General features: G+C 48.6%; 17 protein-coding genes. 4 read left to right on the top strand and 13 right to left on the bottom strand.

The annotated features are described in order from the left end of the window. Positions 1-126: 126 nt before the first annotated feature. Complete coding sequence (locus tag NLBNIHML_RS15950) at positions 127-1,440, bottom strand: ABC transporter substrate-binding protein (RefSeq protein ID WP_494352274.1); 1,314 nt, start codon at positions 1,438-1,440, stop codon at positions 127-129. 223 nt (positions 1,441-1,663) lie between these two features. Between NLBNIHML_RS15950 and NLBNIHML_RS15955 the strand changes: the two genes are divergently transcribed. From NLBNIHML_RS15955 to NLBNIHML_RS15965, 3 genes are all read left to right on the top strand, one after another. Next, on the top strand, positions 1,664-2,854 hold the full coding sequence (locus NLBNIHML_RS15955) for an AGE family epimerase/isomerase (protein ID WP_494352275.1): 1,191 nt from the start codon (positions 1,664-1,666) through the stop codon (positions 2,852-2,854). Further along, entirely contained in the window at positions 2,851-4,035 is a 1,185-nt protein-coding gene (locus NLBNIHML_RS15960) for a glycoside hydrolase family 130 protein (RefSeq protein ID WP_494352276.1), read from the top strand. Before NLBNIHML_RS15955 ends, NLBNIHML_RS15960 begins: the two co-directional genes overlap by 4 nt. Positions 4,036-4,175: 140 nt before the next feature. Further along, complete coding sequence (locus tag NLBNIHML_RS15965; RefSeq protein WP_339238633.1) at positions 4,176-5,252, top strand: substrate-binding domain-containing protein; 1,077 nt, start codon at positions 4,176-4,178, stop codon at positions 5,250-5,252. 75 nt (positions 5,253-5,327) lie between these two features. On the opposite strand, the gene NLBNIHML_RS15970 is transcribed toward NLBNIHML_RS15965, so the two are convergent. The 3 genes from NLBNIHML_RS15970 to NLBNIHML_RS15980 form a co-directional block, all read right to left on the bottom strand. Further along, entirely contained in the window at positions 5,328-6,005 is a 678-nt protein-coding gene (locus NLBNIHML_RS15970; RefSeq protein ID WP_494352277.1) for a hypothetical protein, read from the bottom strand. A gap of 279 nt (positions 6,006-6,284) precedes the next feature. After that, positions 6,285-7,712: a pectate lyase family protein gene (locus NLBNIHML_RS15975; RefSeq protein WP_494352278.1), complete on the bottom strand. Its 1,428-nt coding sequence runs from the start codon at positions 7,710-7,712 to the stop codon at positions 6,285-6,287. Positions 7,713-8,001: 289 nt separating this feature from the next. Continuing rightward, complete coding sequence (locus NLBNIHML_RS15980; protein WP_062836740.1) at positions 8,002-8,517, bottom strand: DUF2179 domain-containing protein; 516 nt, start codon at positions 8,515-8,517, stop codon at positions 8,002-8,004. A gap of 327 nt (positions 8,518-8,844) precedes the next feature. Here NLBNIHML_RS15980 and NLBNIHML_RS15985 point away from each other — a divergent pair, with 327 nt between their 5' ends. After that, positions 8,845-10,059, top strand: coding sequence for a Leu/Phe/Val dehydrogenase (locus NLBNIHML_RS15985; protein ID WP_494352279.1), 1,215 nt, complete (start codon positions 8,845-8,847; stop codon positions 10,057-10,059). A gap of 370 nt (positions 10,060-10,429) precedes the next feature. Here NLBNIHML_RS15985 and NLBNIHML_RS15990 read toward each other — a convergent pair whose 3' ends face one another. The 9 genes from NLBNIHML_RS15990 to NLBNIHML_RS16030 form a co-directional block, all read right to left on the bottom strand. Further along, positions 10,430-12,097, bottom strand: a complete 1,668-nt coding sequence (locus tag NLBNIHML_RS15990) for a hypothetical protein (RefSeq protein ID WP_494352280.1) — start codon at positions 12,095-12,097, stop codon at positions 10,430-10,432. Between the two features lies 1 nt (position 12,098). Next, complete coding sequence (locus NLBNIHML_RS15995; RefSeq protein WP_339238638.1) at positions 12,099-12,884, bottom strand: ABC transporter ATP-binding protein; 786 nt, start codon at positions 12,882-12,884, stop codon at positions 12,099-12,101. Between the two features lie 241 nt (positions 12,885-13,125). Then, entirely contained in the window at positions 13,126-14,529 is a 1,404-nt protein-coding gene (locus tag NLBNIHML_RS16000; protein ID WP_494354719.1) for an RICIN domain-containing protein, read from the bottom strand. A gap of 475 nt (positions 14,530-15,004) precedes the next feature. Beyond that, positions 15,005-15,640 (bottom strand): PepSY domain-containing protein, encoded by a 636-nt coding sequence (locus tag NLBNIHML_RS16005; RefSeq protein WP_494352281.1) that lies wholly within the window; start codon positions 15,638-15,640, stop codon positions 15,005-15,007. A gap of 240 nt (positions 15,641-15,880) precedes the next feature. Then, entirely contained in the window at positions 15,881-16,681 is an 801-nt protein-coding gene (locus tag NLBNIHML_RS16010; protein ID WP_494352282.1) for a PepSY domain-containing protein, read from the bottom strand. 299 nt (positions 16,682-16,980) lie between these two features. Continuing rightward, the gene (locus NLBNIHML_RS16015; protein WP_494352283.1) at positions 16,981-18,357 is read right to left on the bottom strand and encodes a sensor histidine kinase; all 1,377 of its coding nucleotides are present in this window, start codon (positions 18,355-18,357) and stop codon (positions 16,981-16,983) included. Then, positions 18,354-19,109 carry a response regulator transcription factor gene (locus NLBNIHML_RS16020; protein WP_494352284.1) on the bottom strand — a complete coding sequence of 252 codons (756 nt, stop codon included), beginning with the start codon at positions 19,107-19,109 and terminating at the stop codon, positions 18,354-18,356. The genes NLBNIHML_RS16015 and NLBNIHML_RS16020 overlap by 4 nt, the downstream gene beginning before the upstream one ends. A 55-nt stretch (positions 19,110-19,164) precedes the next feature. Next, on the bottom strand, positions 19,165-19,809 hold the full coding sequence (locus NLBNIHML_RS16025) for an SDR family oxidoreductase (protein WP_494352285.1): 645 nt from the start codon (positions 19,807-19,809) through the stop codon (positions 19,165-19,167). Positions 19,810-20,084: 275 nt separating this feature from the next. Beyond that, entirely contained in the window at positions 20,085-21,266 is a 1,182-nt protein-coding gene (locus NLBNIHML_RS16030) for an NAD(P)/FAD-dependent oxidoreductase (RefSeq protein ID WP_494352286.1), read from the bottom strand. Positions 21,267-21,273: the final 7 nt, after the last annotated feature.

Here is a 21,273-nt window from a genome sequence, read left to right on the forward strand (position 1 = left end):
GGCTGAACAACTGCCGGGGAAGGCATCCGGCACCATAACTTCAGACACCATTTGCCCCCATACAACATGGATTTTCACCCATGCTCCCGTAGTCTGTTCACCACCTGACCACTTACGTTAATCCCATTATTTTGTGAGTTCTGCTCGTGCTTTTACCCACTTGTCATTCAGGTCCTTCATGATGTCGTCATAGGATTCCTTGCGGTTACCAATACCTGCTTCGATAATGCGTTTCTTAAAGTCAGGCTGCCAGAGGCCGATTTCGCCTTCGTTATCAATCTTGTCAACGAGACCTTCCTGACCTTCTTTGGCAGGGGTGAGCGTGGAGAATTTCACATCTTTATATTGATCCAAAATCGGTGGCAATTCCGCGTTTTTGTCTGCATCCATACCGCCGCCCTGTTCAACTGCATAGTTTGACTTCGCCAAGAACCAGTCAATCCAGGCTTTAGCAGCAGGTTTGTTCTCGCTGTTCACGTTCATCCCGATGTTATAGTCTGCGGAGAGTGGTACCACAACATCACTTGCATTGGTTGGGAAAGGAAGAAATCCAATGTCGTCCGGCGTATCTGTCATCCCTTGAATCTGTGTGATGGCCCAAGAGCCAAGTGCCATTGTGGCAATTTTGCCTTTGGCCAGATCCGCTTTGGAACTTTCCCAGTCGGTTGTCGTTGGATCTTTCTCAATCAGACCATTTTTGGCTGCATCATAGAGCACTTTGTACAGTTCATAGTGCGGCTGACCAGGCACAAAGTTATCATCTGTGTTCGGTTGGTCCACGTTCACATAATCTACGCTACCCGCAACGGTTGGCAGATCCGCTTCCCATTGAGTAAGCGCCCAGCCGGATGCATAGTTGGTATACAAAGGAATTGCATCGGTGTTATCTTTCACCAATTGAAGCGCTGCCTGGAATTGCTCAGGCGTCTTAGGCACTTCATTGATACCGGCATCCTTGAATACCTGTTTGTTATAGATGATTCCTGAGAACGTAATAACGGTTGGTACACCATACACTTGACCGTCTACCATACGTTCTTCAATGGCCGTGTATTTGTCTTTCAATTCATCATAAGTGCCGAGCGGCTCGAAGAAGTCCGGAATATCCGCGATCGGAACGCTGGTTGGGATCATCAATACGTCACCATAATCCTTGGTGCTCATACGGATCTTCACTTGTCCTTCATAGTCAGCCAGCGCTTGGAAGTTTACTTTGACATCCGGGTATTCCTTATTGAACTCGGCCGCGTAGTCTTTGAACACGGTATCCACAATATCTGTCCGTTGTGTAAGGACGGTAATTTCACCTTTAATATCTGCCGGATCTGTACTGATCTCCTCCCCTGTCTGCGAAGATCCACCTCCGGATGAACATGCAGCAAGTAGTGAAGTGATGAGCAGCATCGTCAGCAACATCATCCAACCTTTGTTTTTTCTCAATTGTTTCGACCCCTCTCTTAATTTAATTAAGTTATCGTTAAGGTTACAAAATGAATTCTATTATGGTAACGCTTACCTGTCAATTCATTTATTTAGAACCTAACAAGAAAAATTGCGAGGCAATTCGTTGACATCTGTTTTTCAGAGCACTAATATTGTTTTATAAAGTTACCGTTAACTTAATAAATTGGATTGATGCACTATTTTGAAGGAGCGCTCACTTATGAATACAAAAACATCCCAACTCCAATCTGAGATCAAGGAGCATTGGGAAAAGCAGATTTTACCCTTCTGGTCCAACCTAAAAGATACAACCCACGGTGGGTTCTACGGTTGGGTGGGCAATGATCTTCAGATGAATCAACAGGCCCCCAAAGGCGGGATCGCCACGGCACGTCAACTCTGGTCTTTCGCAGCGGCGTATCGGGTTACCGGAAACGAAAGATGGCGCGAGCACGCGGAACACGCCTACCGTTTTCTCGCCGATCATGTGATGGATACCGAACATGGCGGTATGTACTGGATGGTAGATTATCGAGGGGAAGCGCTGGACACGAGCAAACATGTGTATACGCAATCCTTCGGTGTGTATTCCCTCAGTGAGTACTATCGTGCAACCGGGGATGCTTCTGCATTGGAACTTGCGAAAACGCTTTTTGCTCTCATTGAGGACAAAGGTCTGGATGCCGAACTGCCTGCGTACAAGGAACAATTTGATCGTACATGGAAGGAACAGCCCAATGAAATGCTGAGCGAAAACGGGGTGATTGCGGATTACACCATGAATACGCATATCCATGTGTTAGAGGCCTACACCACACTCTATCGCGTGTGGCCAGATCAGCAAGTGAAGGCGGCGCTGGAACGCCTGCTCGGCATTCTATATGAACGGGTGTATGACCAAGACACCACGTTTCTCGGGGTATTTTTCAACAAACAGTGGGAGTCCATCATTGATCTGCACTCGTTCGGACATGACATTGAAGCCAGCTGGCTGATTGACGAAGCACTGAAAGTTCTGGGGATGGAACAACATCCCGAGTATGCGGCGATGGTAACGGATATTGCCTATAACATCTCCAATGTGGCCGTGAATGCCGATGGTTCCCTACTCAATGAACAAGAAGGTGAACATGTCGATGAGAAGCGAATCTGGTGGGTTCAGGCGGAGGCCATGGTCGGCTTCTATAACGCGTATCAGCGCACAGGTGATCCACTGTTTCTGGAGAGAGTGGATCACCTGTGGACCTACACGAAGGAAAATATTATTGATCAGCGCGCTGGCGGAGAATGGTACTGGTCAGTTGACGGGAACGGAACACCGGATCAGAGCGAAATTGCCGGACCGTGGAAATGCCCGTATCACAACAGCAGATTCTGTATTGAACTAATCGAGAGGATGGGATCAGAATGATACACCCGAAATACAAGGAGTTACTGGAGGAACAGGAGCAGTTGCTTGCCCGCCCCAATGAGATCAACTCTTCCTTCTACAATGGCGTATATGATCGGTATCAATATCCGGTCATCACTCGCCATCATGTACCGCTGCATTGGAGATTCGATCTGGATGAGACGACGAACCCGCATTTTATGGAACGCCTGGGCATTAACGCAACGCTGAATCCGGGAGCCATCTATTTCAATGGCAAATACATCATGGTCATTCGTACGGAAGGATTGGATCGTAAATCGATCTTTGCGCTTGCGGAGAGTGACAATGGAATTGACGGGTTCCGTTTCACGGGTAAACCACTGGTCTGGGATGATATCGATGCCGATGAAACGAATCAGTATGATATGCGCCTCGTTCAACATGAAGATGGCTGGATCTACGGCATCTATTGTTCGGAACGCAAAGATCCGGAGGCTCCTGCATTTGATACATCCAGCGCAGTGGCACAGGCAGGACTGGTTCGGACACGAGATCTCACAAGCTGGGAACGGTTGCCCAACATCACAACGAATTCCCCTCAACAGCGCAATGTCGTACTGCACCCGGAATTCGTGGATGGAAAGTATGCCTTCTACACCCGTCCACAGGACGGATTCATCTCGACTGGCAGCGGCGGCGGTATCGCCTTTGGTCTATGTGAGGATATCTTGAACCCGGTCATTCATGAAGAGACGGTTATTGATGAACGGCAGTATCATACGGTTTACGAAGTCAAAAACGGCCAAGGCCCTGCTCCGCTCAAGACGGATCGTGGCTGGATTCACATTGCTCACGGGGTTCGGAACACCGCAGCAGGACTGCGCTATGTGTTATACACTTTCGCAACGGATCTGAATGATCCGACGCGTATGATTGCCAAGCCGGGCGGCCACTTCATTGCCCCTTATGACAACGAACGTGTAGGCGATGTGTCCAATGTTATTTTCTGCAACGGTGCCGTAGTCAATGAGAAGCAAGAAGTCTTTATCTATTACGCATCCAGTGATACCCGCTGTCATGTGGCAACTACCACTCTGGAGAAACTGGTTGATTATACGTTCAACACACCGGCCGATCCATATCGTTCCCTGGACTGTGCCAGCCAGCGGGGTCAGCTGATTGAACAGAATGAGAAGCTTTTACAGAAACAATTAACGTAACATCGGTAGAGCGTCCTCTCAGGGAAACCTGCAATGTGCTGAAAAATAGCGAAGCAACAGCCAGAATGGCTTTATTCCAAGTGGGTAACGATGTATACTGATATGGATTGTTATTATGTTGGAGGAAAGCACTCATCATAGTGACAGCACATTGTGCCTATACCGGCTTGAAGGAGGCGACCATACTGAAGAACAATATCACCATGCGGGATATCGCCGACAGGCTCGGGGTCAGCAGTGTGACCGTCTCGAAAGCGTTGAATGATAAAGATGGCGTGAGTGGCGAATTAAAAGAAAAAATTAAAGTGCTTGCTGTTGAAATGGGCTATCGGTATAATGCCGCTGCCCGTTCGATGAAGGAAGGCTTAACCCATAATATTGGCGTAATTATCCCGGAGCGTTTTACCGGACCTACGCAGTCGTTCTATGTACGCGTGTTCCAGCGCATCACCAAACATCTGGAGGAACAGGGCTACTACGGCATTCTGCACATTCTGAATGTGGAGGATGAAGAAGAATTAACGCTGCCCAAGCTGTACAGCGACAACAAGGTCGATGGCTTTATCGTGCTCGGGCAGATCAGCAAAGAGTATATTGAACTGGTGCGATCAATGGAAGTTCCCAAAATGTTTCTCGACTTCTATGATGAACATTCGGACATTGATTCCGTCGTTACCGATAACTTCTACGCTGCCTATGAGCTGACGAACTATTTGGTTCAGCAGGGCCACCGTAACATTGCTTATGTAGGGAACCTGTATTCCACGAGCAGCATCCAGGACCGATTCCTCGGGTATTACAAATCCTTGCTGGAACATCGGTTGCCGATGAATCCAAATCTAATTCTGAATGATCGGGATGAACGCGGTACGTTTATTGAGATCGATCTGCCCGAGCAGCTGCCAACGGCCTTTGTATGCAACTGTGATCAGGTCGCCCATCTGCTGGTTCAAAAACTGAATTCGATGGATATTCAGGTGCCTGGCCAATGCTCTGTTGTTGGTTTTGATAATGATATCTATGCCATGCTCTCCGATCCCAAGCTGACAACTGTCGAAGTGGATGTGGAACAGATGGCGCGCACGGCAGTCCAGTCGATGCTCAAAAAGGTCGACAACCCGAACCGCAGTTTCGGCCGTGTTCATGTGAAAGGTAATATCATCTATCGCGACTCGGTGAGTGCTGCGTCTGCCTCATCAGATACCATCGATAGCTGAATAATAGAATTTAAAAAACGAACACAGATGACTGGCCTCTATCTTATTGGCCAGTCTTTTCTGATGCTCCGGGGCTTAATAACGACGACGATCGGTTGAATCCATCAAAAATGTAGTCGTTCTCCAAATCGAGAGAATGAGAATCAGCTCATACACATTGGTTAAAGCCCCACTCTTCACGGGCAGGGAGATTAGCTGCCCTGCAAACAATAAAGCAGTCCCAATAAACAGCCATACCCATTTATGTTTGAAAAGCACAATCAAGCTAACAAACAAGAGTACAATGCCCACGATGATAACCATCATCGGCGGACCTCCATGACCTTCTGCCATATATCGCAGTACTCCATACTCTTCTATAGCAGTGAGATTTTTAACCTCGGATAAAGTAAAGCCTGCAATCTGGTAGATAACCAGACCCAGTGTAAGCAGCCAGGCGATCACTTTCGTTATACTACTATCTGCAAACTTCGCACCCGAGCTGCGCAAGATATGGTAGCCAACAAGAATAAGGGTTGGCGTAGCGAAGGCATGTAGCCAAAATCGAAGGCTACTAAGAACGGTTAACAATTCCCCTTCTCCTAACAGGTTGCCTACAGCAATAATTCCATTATCATATGCCAGGCTAAACGCTACGAATAGCTGAAAACTGGAATATGTGAGCCATTGCTTTCTCTGGGTTAAAACGACGGCCATCCGAATAACAAGTATTAAATAAACAAGAGTCAGTGCGGAGTATAGCCATACATCCAAGCTGTTTCACCATCCTTATATCCAAACTCATATTCACTTGCTCATTTTTGTTTATAATTAACTAGTTATCATTTCCATTCATTTATTATATTTACCAGTAAGTATAATTACAAGACGAACTTGTATTAATAACTGTTTATAGAGCTAATTTATACAATAAAGAGTACTCCCGGCTATCTCGCAGCTGCAGGAGTACTCTTTTCTTGTTTGAAGAATGAACCAGCAACAGGATACCCCGATACCCCTCGCTTTGTTCTCAGACTTACATCACATCATCGCCTAATAACTCGTCTTCAACCAATTGTCCTTGGACCAAGTCAGTTTACCCGAACCCGCCCCATTGGATGCTGTGAGGCGTGCATTCAGCGTAGATGGATCATCCGTCGTATAGCTGTAAGGAAGTGTCGAGAAGCCATTCCAGGAGAATGATTTTACCACGGCCGGGACTGGTGCCAGTGGACTGCCAGATGTATCACTGCTGCCCCGGAAGGAGCTTCCATCCAAAGAATACATCGTATCGGTCACTCTGATTTTGCCGGTATAGGTCGGATCTGCCGGATCGGTCTGATTGTTACGAACAGGATACAGCATGTCCTTGATGACTGATTTCTCCACCAATACAGCTCCGCTTTCCGTAGAGATAGCGCCATTGCCAATAATATCGAACTTATAACCTTTGGACGCAATCGCTGTTGCCATTGCCGTTGTAATTTTGGCTTTAGCGGCACGTGCCCCTGTTGCATCCATCACGATGTTATACGCATGTGCGTTGCCTCCACGCAGGCGTGGCATCCGGTCCTGAATGTCTTTGTAGAGATTATGGTGCAGCGTCATGGACAGATTGGCATTAGCCGACTCCAGGCTGGTGGAACCGACCAGATGTCCTTTCTTTTGCGGTCCAGAGATGGCAATAATATCGGCTTTGCTGAGACCTACAGCACTGCTGCGCAGGTAGTTGTACATCGGATAGGAAGCCTTATTCGCTTCCAACTCGTTAATCTGCTGGGTAACCCAGCTGTTCGAGCTGCCGTCATCCCCTTTGAAGAGGGACCAGGAGATGGTCACGCCGCTGGTTCCTTTTTTCGAATCGATGAGTCCGTCATAAGCTTTATTGAATGTACAGTGATCAATCCATACGTTGCTGTTCTCTTCCAGGGTGATATAATCCCAATCGTTCTTGTCGTAATCGCCTTTGGTCGATTCATCCCATTCCCATAACTCATCGAATTCCAGGTTGCGGATGATCACGTTGGAGCTTCGCTTCACGCTAATCGCAGCGTGTTTGATTTTGGAACCATTGGCGGAGAAAATGGTGAGTCCATTGAAACCGTCCACTGTAATTTTACTTACACCTGTCTGTTTCAATACAGGATGCGTCAACGCATCATTATGCTTGGCAAACGGCGAAGTCTGCGCTGCACTCGGAATCTCATTCCATCCCAGATTCAGATCGTTCATGATCTCAACGACTTTGACACCGGAGTTCTTTTTCAGAGCCAGTGCCAGATCAGTCGCATTATACACTTTCTTATACGTAGCTGTGTTGGATTCGCTGACGATGCCGCCGCCCGCGTTGCCTTGGGAGAAACCTGTAAGATTGTAGTCCGCGTTGCCCGCTGCCTGCACACTTGCCGGTCCGGACAATAATGTTAGCCCCAAGGTTAGAGCCAAGGCTGCGCTGCACCAGCTTCGAATTGTAGTTTTCATAGAATTCATTCCTCCCGAAATATGATGATTACATTCGTCCATCGCTGCCAAGCCATGTTACGAAGGACATGCCCTCAATGTAAGTGTTGAGAGCGATTACAACAATAATCCCTGTCTCACATGTAGGAGGAACTGCCGATGTGGCAAGGATCTGTACTGTAAGCAACCTTGAATCGTACAGAGTTAACTTGAGGAGTAAGATTTCCGGGATACTTTGAGACAGTAAGATGATGTCGGATAGATTGAAAACAAAAAAGCAGGACTGCATCTGCTGCAGACCTGCTCGATTTTACTTTTTGATGGAACGTGTCCAGAAGCCGCCATGGAACTGTTTGGGCTCTACGGTAATGACAAATGCTTTGGGGTCCAGATCGAGAATCGTCTGATAGAGCAGTTTCTGGTTTTTGCGTTTCGCCAGAATCTCCATGACGAGTCGATCCCCGTCACGTCCGCTACCCACCCATGCAGTAACGCCGTACCCTTTATCTCGAAGTGCATTCGCGACGTTGCCCCCCATCTGGTTACAGATGACTTTAACGGTAACGTAACCGAGTGCAATCTTTTCTTCAATCCAGGCTCCGAGCAACACACCAAGTCCGTATCCCACCGCATACACGATTAAGGCAGAAGGTTGGGTCAGATATTTAAGCACCAGATTCAGGCCGAGCACATAGATCACAATCTCACCCATGCTGATCAGTGCGGCGATATATTTCTGTCCTTTGAGCGTCAGAATCATCCGGAGTGTATAAGCCGATACGTACACAATCTGGATCAAAAAGATAAATACCAATATTTTAAACAATCGTAATCCCTCTTTCCTGGCCTTCACAAGTGAATCGGCCCTTTGCTGCATCTACTCGACGATTTCGTTTTATCCAAACTCCTGTACGTTCGCTCTATCTCCATCATTGGACGTTATACCCTTATTCTAAACGGTTGAATGTCAATTCGTAGGCATTTTCTGCTCTTCGTCATGCCGGAACTGCCATTATAGAACCGTTTATACCGATTATCAACCCGGGCGAAGGTCCCAGGGGCGAAAACTGGTGACTGTGAATATGCTATATCATCATAAAATCGAGCATAATTGCACAGGATGGATGAGGCAAAACAAAAAGGAGGTACCGGCATGCAGCTATGGCAGGAGATGGAACGGGAAGGCATGGAGGAACTCATTTTTTGCCATGATCCAGTTAGTGGGTTGAGGGCAGTCATTGCGATTCATAGTACAGCCCTTGGTCCTGCACTGGGTGGATGCCGCTACTGGACGTATGCATCCGAGGAAGAGGCTGTTCGGGACGCCGTGAAGCTTGCCAAAGGCATGACGTACAAAAATGCAATCTCTGGACTGCCCTATGGCGGCGGGAAGGTGGTCATATGGGATGGTCCTTTTGCAAGGAATGCAAAACCGGATGAGGTTAGTTGTGAATCTCAAAGCGTTGAGCATGTCGCTGGAGATCTGAAGATAGAGCAACGAAAGGCCGCCGGCGGGGAACGGGAAGTTGTTGCTGAGGAAGTGTCGCATCCTATAGATGGGAGCCCGGATACAGGCGTATCCAGGCGGGCGCAGCGCTTTCGCGCACTGGGTCGTTGTCTGGAGCGGCTGAACGGGCGCTACGTGACCGGCCTTGATCTGGGTACCACGGCGACAGACATGGACCAGATCCGAATGGAGACCGCACATGTGACGGACAACACTGGTTCGCTTGGGGCGCAGGATGACTTCACTGCCGAGATGACCGCCTACGGCGTACACATCGGCATTGTGACCTCGCTGCGCCAGCAAGGCATTGCATCTTTGCAGGGCATTCCCGTTGCCGTCCAGGGACTGGGCAAGGTCGGGCATGCCCTGTGCCGTTACCTGCATGCAGCCGGGGCACGGCTCATTGTGGCAGACGTTGTACTGGAGCGTGTACAACGTGCCCATGTGCAGTTCAGCGGCGCCATTTCGGCCGATCCGGCCCATATCCATGCCGCTGACTGCAAAGTCTTCGCCCCCTGTGCCCTGGGGGGCGTACTGACCCCGGCAACGGTGGAGGAGCTGCGCTGCTCCATCGTTGCCGGGGCGGCCAACAACCAGCTGAGTGAACGACAGTTGGTTGTTGGCCGCATGCAGGCGCGCGGCATCCTGTACGCGCCTGATTACGTGCTCAACGCAGGCGGAATCATCTCCACCGCCTACGAGCTGGAAGGCGCCGGGCCTGACCTGATCCGCCAAAAGGTGGCGGGGATTGCAGGCACGCTGAGCAAGGTATACGCAGAAGCTGCGCAATCTGCGATCTCTACAGCCGATGCAGCCGATCGGCTAGCGGAATCCATCCTTCAATCAGGCCGCAAGAGATAGGGCGCCCCCTCCTGGAGAACCTCCACTGCTTTACTTCATTCTAAAGAACCTGATACACGCTATTTGGTCCTTTTAGCATGGATCTAATATCTAACGAATCTCAGACACGTTATTGTGCCTAGTTTGGTCATTTTTCAAGCTAAATAACTACTTTTCCGAAGGATAGCGTTCCTGAGGTTCGTTAGAATTTATATTTCATGTTTTTTCCCCGAATAGGTTGTCTCAGGTTCGTTAGCGCTGAGGCCGAAGATTTCTTTGGGGTAGTATCACCTATCAAAAAGAGCTAACCCCCGACATCCGTGTTCAGGTTAGCTCTTATACCCTCTCTTATTGTTTAGCCCTCTTACTCTCTTTCTCTACTACTCTATTCTTAAACGGCAACCGGCCTCTTATCCGCTGTCTTCTTCTCCCGAAACAGCAGCGTCCACAGCAACACATTCGCCACGATCAGTAGTACTCCATAGATCCAGATGCCCCCCGACATGGATCGGAAAAAGACATGGACTCCCCATAACATGGCAAGCACAGGGAGGGCGGCAAATACATACCAGCCATCACTTTGTTGCGCCATACTGAAGGATTGGGAGAACGGCGGCTTCCGCAGCAACAACTTGCCTGCCAGCGGAACAAGCGCAGTCGCCGTTAACAAGATGATCGCAATATCCGGCAGTATCCGTAATCCAAATGTCCAGGTGAACAGAATGGCATTTGCCAGAAATATAGGCAGGAACATGTTGCACAGGAATGCCTTCAGAGCGCCTTTATACAATGCACTATCATTCGCCATCGGTGCAGCGCGAAAGGTCCAGAACGCCTTGTATTGTCCCGAAAATTTCAGCATGACTACCACCGTTACAACCAGCATCAGCACGATGTAAAACGTATATACGAACGAACTTTGCCTGAACTCCGCCCAGGTGGAGGATTGCAATTGGGTAAACCAAAATATATAAGGCAAAACAAAGGATAAGCCAAGCGATGGATACACCTTCAGCTTAAATTCCCGTTCATTACGCATCATGCTGGCGGACAGACGGAAGCAAGCCTGCTCCTCTCTGGAACGACTGACCACCTTGGAGATTAACCGATCCCAGGTTCCGCGTCTGCGTCCAGAAGACTCACCCGAGTGTGCCATTTTCTCCAAATACAACTCAAAGGAAGGCATTAGCTTCACATATACGATCAGACTCACCAAAGGAACCAAGACTGCGAGTGCTGTAAAGGTATACATCCATACATTCCCGCCCCCTGCAAATAACCATTCATAGGCAGCCGCATACCATAACGGAGGCAACAACAATTGCCACCAAGCGGGGGTAAATACCATACCAAAATCAAACATGTCGAACGAGCGGATGACCAGCTGATAACCAATTGCAATTCCCACGGACAGCAGAATCTGCACCATATTGATCATATCCTTCAGCTTCTCGCCATCCAGAAACTTCATCATGAGAAGATAAACCAAGGACGTGGTCACTAGAATCAGCATGTTGATCAGAATTAATTCCACAAGGAAGATCAGAAAGAATCCGATGCCATGCGTAATTAATGCGGCAATTAGCGGTACACCTGTTAACGAACCCGTCAGCAGGAACAGATAGACACCTGCATGAATGGCTCGGGCCATACCTACCGTTCGCCCATTAACAGGCTTCGTCATGATAATATTACGGTCCCGGATGTCCAGCAGTACGGAGGAGAAATCCGAAATCATGGACGTCATGATCATAAACATTAAGATGCCGAACACCAGACCCATCTGAAGCATGAAATGCCCTGTATCCCACACAATAAAGGGAACCATCATCAGTCCCATTAATCCATACAACCACAGGGATCGATGAAACTGATTACCTTCCTTGCGCTCTTTTTTCCCTGAATTGTTGGACAAAATAGTAGGAACTCTGCGTTGATCCATCTGGAATTTCACCCGCAAAATCAGGCGCAGTGCATCATAATCTGCTCCTGTTCTGGCGATGATTGGACGAAAGCGATCCAGAATCTTCAGCGTGCGGAAGTCGGAGGTTTCCTCCATATCAGTACACCTCCTGCACAATCGATACGAATCGCTCAGCAATGGCTTTGTGCTCATTGAAACCCGTCAATTGATTAAATACTTCCTCGAGCGTGCCTTCCATGGATTGTTGTTGGAGCTGCTTAAACGTACCGTCTGCCACGACGCGTCCTTCAGCGATCAGTACAATCCGACTGCTGATCTTCTCCACCACATCCATGATGTGGGACGAATAAAAGATGGTTGTACCTTTGGCTGACAACTGCGATAAAATCTCTTTCACCACCATCACACTATTGGCATCCAGTCCGCTGAGAGGTTCATCCAGGAACAACAGATCCGGGTCATGCAGCAGTGCAGAGATTAACAACACCTTCTGCCGCATACCTTTGGAAAAGGAGGCAATACGGGAATGATATGATTTTTCGAGTCCAAAACAATCCATCAATAGCTTGGCTTTATAATCCGCATCTTCATAGGACATGCCGTATAACTCTCCCGTAAACGTCAGGTACTCCGCAGGAGTTAATTGTTCGTATAATTCCGCGACCTCCGGAACATAGCCTATTTTGCGTTTATACTCCACATCCCCATCCGCAATATCTTTACCAAAGATTCGCACCGTGCCCACATACCCTTCAACCAGTCCGAGTAAAATCTTAACCGTCGTACTCTTGCCGGCTCCGTTGGGACCAATATATCCAATCATCTCACCGCGATTCACTTCCAGATCGATGCCATTCAACACATAACGCCCGTTGTATCTCATACGCAAGCCTTCAATGGATAGCACATGTTGTTCACTCACTTCGTTATCCACTCCTGTCTCTACTTTTTCTACAATTCTACTAGTTTACCACAGTTTGGTATGATGTTGATCGGAATTAAATCATGATATGACCCAACATCTGCATATTCCATGGAGTAAGAGCATCACATAACAAGCGTGAACACATCACAAAGCCCCTGTCTCATCTTAAGGGAAGAGACAAGGGCTTTATCTGTAGCTTTATCTACAATTGGAATCTTATTTCTAATATCTAACCGTCTTACTGCATTTTAACAATCTGAAAATGCTGATTCGTACCGCCATTATCCGTCCACTGGATGGCCGCAGCACCATCTGCCAACGATTGACCGGAGATGTCCAAAACCTTGCCTGTACTGCGGTTCTTCAGTTTATAATAACCACCACCTACATGGACGAGCTGCCATTGCTGGCTAGCCCAACCCCCGTCATTCCACTGTTCAATAACAGCCCCATCGGCCGTGGAACCATTCTCCACACCGATCAGCTTGCCGCTGGAACGGTTGATGATTTTGACATAACCGCCACCTGCATCGGTAATCTGCCACTGTTGACTCGTTGTTCCCCCATCTGTTCGCTGCTCCACATCCGCACCGTTGGCAGAAGAACCCCCGATGACATTTAGCAACTTGTTACTCTTACGGCTAATCAGCTGATATGAAGCATTCGGGTCCCAGACATCCGGTGTATTCACTCCGGTCACGGTACCTGTTGCTGTATCAATCGTGATGCTACTGGCCCAGTTCATCGCCAGACTGGTTGCGCTTGGGAACGAGAGTGGCAGCCAGACATACTTGGAATCCTGCACAGGCCCGCTCCACGCTCCAGCCCAGCGATCGCCCATGTAGAGATAGGATGTGGTCTGAGAACCTTCTACCGGAACGACATAGGTGGATTGGGAACCATACGTTGTGCTGTCTCCGAAGTTGCTAAGGCCGCTCCATGTGCCTGTAATACTGGAGGCTGTTGCATATTTGGCCTGATTTGGATTCCAGCCGGTTGCACCCGAGGTGATCAGGAAGTAAACGCCGTCTTTTTTGAATAAAGCAGGTGCTTCACGATATTGTCCGGGCCACAGTGTTGTGACAAGGGATTCCACACCCAGGAAATCCGGGGTCAGTTTATATATATTCAGATCGGCATTCACTCGGGTCGCGGAGATCAGATAAGCGGTTCCGTTATCGTTGTAAACCGTCATATCTCTGGAATCATATCCAAGTGGACGATAACTTCCCACATACGTGTAGTTGCCATCAACCGTATTCGAAGTAGCTACAGCTACTCTGGCCTCGCCATAATCCAGACCATTCTCCTTGTGCATCCAAAGCACATATTTGCCAGTCGTACTATTGTAGATAACCTTCGGGCGTTCAATGTTGGAGATATTCAGCTCGGTCGCTGAGCTGCTGGTGAGCACATCATTACGGTACTCCCAGTTCTTCAGATCCGATGAACGATACACGGACACGGCCTTGAACGTTCCATTCGCATTTCGGTTCTCCCCAAACCAATAATAGTACCCATTCGCCTTGATCATCCCGCCCCCATGAGCATGAACGATGTTGCCATTGGTGTCTTTGAACTGTATCCCGTTCGTTACACTGAGCGGAGCAGCTGAAGCATTTGGTCCGGGTGCGAGCAGCATGCCTAATGATTGCAACGCTAGCACCAAAATAAGCAGATAACTCAAGCGCTGAGTAAAGCGAAAGCGGCGTGAGTGTGTATTCTTTTTCAACCATCCATCGTTCATAGCCATATCGTAATGCACCTCCATGTTTTTTATGAAGCGCTTACATAAAATAAAGTCGATATGTCACATCTGCCTCCGATCGATGATGCATTTTAACATTAGAATTCCTGGCAAGGTTGATTGGCTCAGCTTCACCTCCTTGTTTCCGATTGTAGCTGCCATGTCCCTGCTCGAATAGTGAACAATCCGGCGGAACATGTACAATTCCATACTCCCCGCTCTCCAAAGAAAGCAAAAAGACGCTTCCTCCGAAGCGTCCTCTGCTATACCTGATCTGCCCCTTCATGATGTAACAATCTCTAGCTGTGTAGGCTGTTCATAGGCAGGTTTTAAATATGTTGTTTTATCAGCGTATACTCGCCCTTACTGCTTAGTCTTGGTCGTCAAAATCCTGGTCGAACGATAACACTTTACCCGTGTTGGCATCGATATCTACATCTGCTTCACCTTGAGCGGTTCTCAGTTCGATCTCATACACATAGCGTCCATCATCATGATCCAGCTCGACTTTGGTTACTTTACCACCCGTAACTTGTTTCAACGCAATGTTTGAAGCTTGGGATGCCGTCAATTTGACCTGCTTGGAGGCAGAGCTGTTGGATGTATTGCCTGTAACCGAGCCTTGATAGTCATCGTCATCATCGTAGTCTTCATCATCCACGACCGCCAGGATCTTGCCGGTATAAGCATCCAGACGAACGACAACATCATTTTTGCCTTTTCTGTCGATCTCAACTTCATAGAACGTTTGGCCGTTTCTGCGCTCCAGATCCACGTCATCCACTTTCCCATCGGCTGCTTTTAGCGCCAACGCTTTTGCTTGGGATGCATTCAGCATTTTGCCTGTGCTGTTCTGATTCTGTGTTACGGATTGTGTCGTTGATGTTGGTGTAGTTTGCACCGATTGTCCGTTCACATTCCCGCTAGCCGCTACTGCCGATCCTCCGAGCAACACCGCTGCTGACAAGCTGCCAATCCAAAGTTTATGTTTGTTCATCATCATCATTCATCTCCTCGTATGTTGTTTCGTTCTCGTCTACATTCATAGAATAACCTGCAGGAATGAGAGATCAGCGAGAGTTAGATTAGAATTTGATGAGAAAATGAGGAGATTGCTCATTTAACCGGTGTTCATGATGTATGTATTCAAAAACATGTATTTAAAAGCAAATGAAAAAGATGACTCCACATTAGGAATCATCTGTCCATCGAATTAACGCTATATTCAATTGGTCTTTTGCAAAGGTTAATCCTCGTCCTCATCCCATGTCACCGAACGGATGGCTCCCGAGATCGCGTTCACTTGCACAATGGCCTCCCGGCCATCCTCCAGATCAATCTCGACCAAATAATACGGATTCCCGCTGTTGGTTCCTCGCAGTTCGATGTCGTCCACTTCCCCCGGGACCTCCGCAAGTGCCTTCTGCTTGGCTTGTTTCTCGCTCAGAAACTGAGGTTTGGGATCATCCTTTGTTGGTTCAGTTGTCGGGGCTGCTATTGTTTTGGAAGATATCGTCTCTCCCGTATATGGATCAATCGTGAGTTCTTCACGGCTGTTATCCTTCGCCTTCACTATCGCAGTGTATACCGGACTGCCTTGTTGCTCCACAAGTTCGAGTGAGACCAATTGGTTATCTGTTTGTTGTTTTAACAACGCCGTCTTGATCTGCTCGCGGCTCCATAACGTCTTCTCTTCCGCTTGTGGGTTCGACTCCAGCCGTTTGATGGAATTCACGGTAGCCGTAACGGCATCCACCTGAACGTCATATAATCCGGTCTCCGAACGGAGCTGCATGATATACGTCCCGTCCTTCAACGTGGAATTCACAATCTCGCCCGGATATTGATCCAGTACGGATTGGGCTGCCGCATCTGCCGTAAGTACCGCTCCAGTCGATTGCCAAGGCTTCCACCAAGCAACTGCTGCCACAATCAGCACAATGAGAAGCCCTGAACCCCACCAGAGTGATTTGCGCGATTTCGCCCATCCACTGTTCCCCTGTTCATGCCGCTTCATTTCCGGTGGCCGCTGCTCATGCTCTGTCATCACGTATCCCCCCTTATAGCTCTCCCCATAGCCCAAGTTCAAATGCTATATATTCGGTCTGAGTTTAGTTTCCAATGGCTACTACATAAAATGAACTATTCTTTTACACAGCGCGGAGAGGACAGAAAAAACCTGAAAAAGCGAAGCGTTCGCCTTTATCCCCGGATTTTCCCCTTTGAGCAAAAGAGAATCCAAAAAATCTGGGATAACAGCGATTTGAAGGTTGTTCTGTCATCGTAGTGTCAGTGTGAACAATCTTTAGTTCAGTTTATATAGTATATAAGAGAAGAATGAGAATTTCATGAGAGCGGCCCGTTCTGAACCGATAAAGGCAAAATAATTGAAGCCTCGGTGCCTTCACCCTCGGTGCTGGTCAATTCAATCCGGGCTCCCACTGCACCTGCCAGTTCTTTGGCTAGCGATAATCCCAGACCCGAACCGCTTGCACCCAGGCTGCGTGTTCTGGCCGGATCAACCCGGTAGAATCGGTCAAATACCTTCTCCAGCTCGTCCTCCCGCATACCAATCCCGGTATCCACGATTCGAATTTGGCACTCCTGCCCCTTGGCTTCAAGCCTGACTTCAATGGAATCTTCACTATACTTCCGGGCATTATCCAGCAAAATAAACAACAGTTGCTTCAGCTTGCTCTCATCGCTGATTGCCCAGATTGGACCTGGATCGACACAACGGACTTCCCGGTGGTAGGCTTCGCGAAAAGCTCGTGTAGAATCCATCGCAAGTCTCGTGATATCCACTCGCTCCAACTGTACATTCCACTGCTCCGGCTGCTTCGCAAGCAGTAACAGTTGCTCGGTCATCTCCCGCATGCGAACCGATTCGGACAGGATCGCTTCTACAGCTTCATCGAACACCTCAGGTCGCTCTTTTCCTCGCCGCTGAAGCAGACTGGCATAGCTCTCAATAATGGTCAGCGGCGTTTTGAGTTCATGAGATGCATCCGATACGAATCGCTCCTGCCGCTCAAAGTTGGATTCGAGCAGGTCCATCATCCGGTTGAACGTCTGTCCCATCGTTTTCAATTCATCCTTCGATCCTTCCTCCAGAGGAAGACGTTTGAATTGTCCGCTGGACTGAATGTCACTCATCGTACGTGTCATCTGCTGAATCGGTCTGGTCATCCGGTTCGCGAGAATTCGGCTGGAGATAATGGCCGGAATCAGGGCAATAATCGTCACTGCCACCAGCACGGTACGCAGTACAGACAGACGATTCTCCGTCTCTGCAATGCTCTCGGTGACCTGTACATTCACCACCTCACCATCAGGCCAGATGACCGGAACGGAAACCCACACATAACCAACCTGTTCCACTTGCGTATACTCCGATTTCTTCTCACTTTCATACTTATAGGGCAGCTTGCTCAGCTGCTCGGAAGCTGATGTTGTCGTCACCGGAGAACTGGTGCCGTCTTCATTAACGATCCGAAGCATGCCGTTCACAGGCGCGTAGGCCCGCAGCAAGTCGTCCGGCGGAATGGAGCCGGCAGACTGACGCACTCCTTTGACAATAGACTCTGCTTCCGCTTCCACCCGATTAACCTCGTTATCAATCGACATTCGTTCAAACACGATATAGACCGACAGGTTCACCGCGATTAACAGCACAGCAAATAATACAGACGAATATCCGTAGATTTTACTGCGCAGGCTCATGACTGTTCCTTCAGGACGTAACCTACGCCCCGTACCGTATGTATTAAGGGCGGTGTGAATCCGTTATCCACCTTTTTGCGCACATAACGGATGTACACATCCACCACATTGGTGTCTCCATAATAATCGTATCCCCACACGGCCTGCACAATCTGATCACGACTGAGCACCTGACGTTGATTCTGCAGCAGATACACCAGCAGGTCGAACTCACGTGGCGTAAGTTCAATGGCTACGCCATCTCGCGATACCTCTCGCGTTCCTTCATTCAGTTTCAACCCGGCAGCCGTCAACCAGCCTGCATCAGCTTCAAGCTTATGTCCAGGCCAGTCATTGCCTGTATCAGCAGGTGTAGATGAAGAAGCGGAAGAAACAACCGATGCCACTGCACCAAGACGCAATGCGGCCCGAACTCGGGCAAGCAGCTCTTCAATCTGGAACGGCTTGGTGATGTAGTCATTGGCTCCGAGATCCAGGCCAGATACCTTATCTTCCACGGAATCTTTGGCGGTGAGCATAATGATCGGAACTGTAGCATCTTTGGCCCGAATTCTGCGCAACACTTCAATTCCACTCAGGCCAGGCAGCATCACATCAAGCAGAATCAGATCCCACTGACCTTCCCCATACTTCTCCAGTCCTTCTGTTCCACTCCCCGCCTTGCCTACCTGATATCCCTCATACTGTAATTCCAGTTCAAGCAGACGTGCTATTTTGGGCTCATCTTCTATGACCAGCACGGCTTCGTTCATGCAGCGCTCCCCCTCATTCCCATCATTTCATTCTCCCGTTATCTTACAATACCTTTTACAGTTTGCCCAAGGCATCATCAATCTGATGCTCCCCAGCAATTAGATCAAAGGCCATCCGGTATGTCTTCTCTTCCTGCAAAGAAGCCACGATGACGCGAGCTACATCTTCACGCGGAATACTCCCGGGTTCCAGATCAGTCCCTACCGCAATCTTGCCTGTGCCTGGTTCATTCTTCAGACTACCCGGGCGGATAATGGTGTAATTCAGATCACTTGCAAACAAGGCACGATCCGCATAATGTTTCGCCACGTAATACGGCTTGATGGACTCTGACCATTTCTCCCGTTGATCCGCACCATACGCACTGACCAGAATATATCTGGAGATGCCTTGCTGCTCTGCCGCTTCCATCGTTTTCACTGCTCCATCGAGATCTATCAACAGAGTTTTGTCCTGACCCGTAGATCCGCCAGAGCCTGCTGTAAACACTATGGCATTATGATCCTTCATGGCTTCAGCCAAGTCCTCCACACTGCCCTCCAGATTCCCGATCACCACATCGGCACCGAGTTCCTTCAATGCATTCGCCTGCTCCGGTTTGCGGATCATGGCCGTTACCTTATGTTTGCCTTCCTGTGCCAGCTGCTCTACCACAAACTTACCGATTTGCCCATTTGCTCCTATAACTAAAACGTTCATACGTCATTTCTCCTCTCGGTTGAACGGACCACTTGTTGCAACTATCCGTTCGTTATAAATATATAGATACCCATCTATAATTTAAACGAAAGCCGGCGCTTCTAAGCGCCGGCTTCCAGGTTCATATTCGTTAAGTACATCTCTGAAATGTGAATTTTTCCGTTGTCCCATTAATATGCCATATCCCATATGTGGTTTATACGCGATCTCACATTGACCATCCACTGACAACCAAAAAGGACGCCCAAAAGGGCGCCCTTGAATAGCATTTAAGATTAGTAAGCCAGTGCGAACAAACCGTGAATATGAGCCAGGTAACGGATGTTACTTGCTTCTTTCATCATGGTTGCAGGCAGACCTTTCAGACGAGTCTGGTTGCCACCGATCATGCCGACAGCATCTTTACGACCCAGACTTCCCAGCGTACCGGAGAATACTGGTGTGAAGGATTCCATTGAGCCACCTTTGAACATAACGCCCAAGTTGTGACCAATAGTCTCACCCATTTGCCAAGCCAATTGTGCTGTTGGAGGATAAGGGCGAGCGCCTTCGCTTGGGAAGACCACTGCGCTGTCACCAGCAACAAACACGTCTTTGTGAGAAGTGGATTGCAGAACTTCCGTAACTTTCGCACGGCCACGATCCACTTCAATTCCGCTGTTAGCAACAACAGCGTTGCCTTGTACGCCACCTGTCCATACGAGTGTATTCGTAGGGATGGAGCTGCCGTCTTTCAGCAGAACTTCATTTTCTTTCATCTCGGTAATCGCTACGCCAACGATGAAGTTAACGCCACGTTTCTCAAGACTTGATTTCGCACGCTCAACCAGCTCTGGCGGGAAACCTGCCAGGATGGAAGGACCTGCTTCAACCGTGTACAGGGATACTTCTTTGAAATCGATCCCTTTTTCTTGACATACTGCAGGGAGCAGGTCAGCGAATTCGCCAACAAGCTCAATACCTGTCAAGCCGCCGCCACCAATAACAAACGTAGCGTCTGCTTTGTTGCCGGACTGTTTGTAAGCATCAAGACGAGCTTCAACGTGTGCACGAATACGGTTTGCATCGCTAACCGATTTGAGCGTGAAGCTGTACTCTTGCAATCCCGGAATTCCGAAGAATGCCGTTTCGCTGCCCAGAGCAACGACAAGTGCATCGTAAGAGTATGTGGAGCCGCTAGTCATCAGAACTTTCTTTTCGTCCGGCTTAATTGTATCCACCGTATCGATTTTCAAGTTCACGTTTTTGCCACGCAGCAATTTTTCAAGTGGAAGAGCAACAGCTTGTTCAGCAATGCTTCCTGCTGCAAGACGGTGCAGTTCCGTGATAATTTGGTGTGTAGGGTAACGGTTAACGACAGTAATTGTCGCTTCTTCCGGAGACAAGTATTGACGTGCAGTCAATGCAGTCAACAGACCGCCGTATCCTCCACCCAAGATCAAAATTTGCTTCGACATATCCATC

The sequence above is a fragment of the Paenibacillus sp. JNU01 genome, from assembly GCF_059130585.1.

What these genes read in the sequence shown, in the direction of transcription:
- NLBNIHML_RS15975 (WP_494352278.1), bottom strand. Translation starts at nt 7,712, where the DNA reads ATGAAAACTACAATTCGAAGCTGGTGCAGCGCAGCCTTGGCTCTAACC.
- NLBNIHML_RS16020 (WP_494352284.1), bottom strand. Translation starts at nt 19,109, where the DNA reads ATGAACGAAGCCGTGCTGGTCATAGAAGATGAGCCCAAAATAGCACGT.
- NLBNIHML_RS16025 (WP_494352285.1), bottom strand. Translation starts at nt 19,809, where the DNA reads ATGAACGTTTTAGTTATAGGAGCAAATGGGCAAATCGGTAAGTTTGTG.
- NLBNIHML_RS16000 (WP_494354719.1), bottom strand. Translation starts at nt 14,529, where the DNA reads ATGCTGCTCGCACCCGGACCAAATGCTTCAGCTGCTCCGCTCAGTGTA.
- NLBNIHML_RS15985 (WP_494352279.1), top strand. Translation starts at nt 8,845, where the DNA reads ATGCAGCTATGGCAGGAGATGGAACGGGAAGGCATGGAGGAACTCATT.
- NLBNIHML_RS15960 (WP_494352276.1), top strand. Translation starts at nt 2,851, where the DNA reads ATGATACACCCGAAATACAAGGAGTTACTGGAGGAACAGGAGCAGTTG.
- NLBNIHML_RS15990 (WP_494352280.1), bottom strand. Translation starts at nt 12,097, where the DNA reads ATGGAGGAAACCTCCGACTTCCGCACGCTGAAGATTCTGGATCGCTTT.
- NLBNIHML_RS16005 (WP_494352281.1), bottom strand. Translation starts at nt 15,640, where the DNA reads ATGATGATGATGAACAAACATAAACTTTGGATTGGCAGCTTGTCAGCA.
- NLBNIHML_RS16010 (WP_494352282.1), bottom strand. Translation starts at nt 16,681, where the DNA reads ATGACAGAGCATGAGCAGCGGCCACCGGAAATGAAGCGGCATGAACAG.
- NLBNIHML_RS16030 (WP_494352286.1), bottom strand. Translation starts at nt 21,266, where the DNA reads ATGTCGAAGCAAATTTTGATCTTGGGTGGAGGATACGGCGGTCTGTTG.
- NLBNIHML_RS15955 (WP_494352275.1), top strand. Translation starts at nt 1,664, where the DNA reads ATGAATACAAAAACATCCCAACTCCAATCTGAGATCAAGGAGCATTGG.
- NLBNIHML_RS16015 (WP_494352283.1), bottom strand. Translation starts at nt 18,357, where the DNA reads ATGAGCCTGCGCAGTAAAATCTACGGATATTCGTCTGTATTATTTGCT.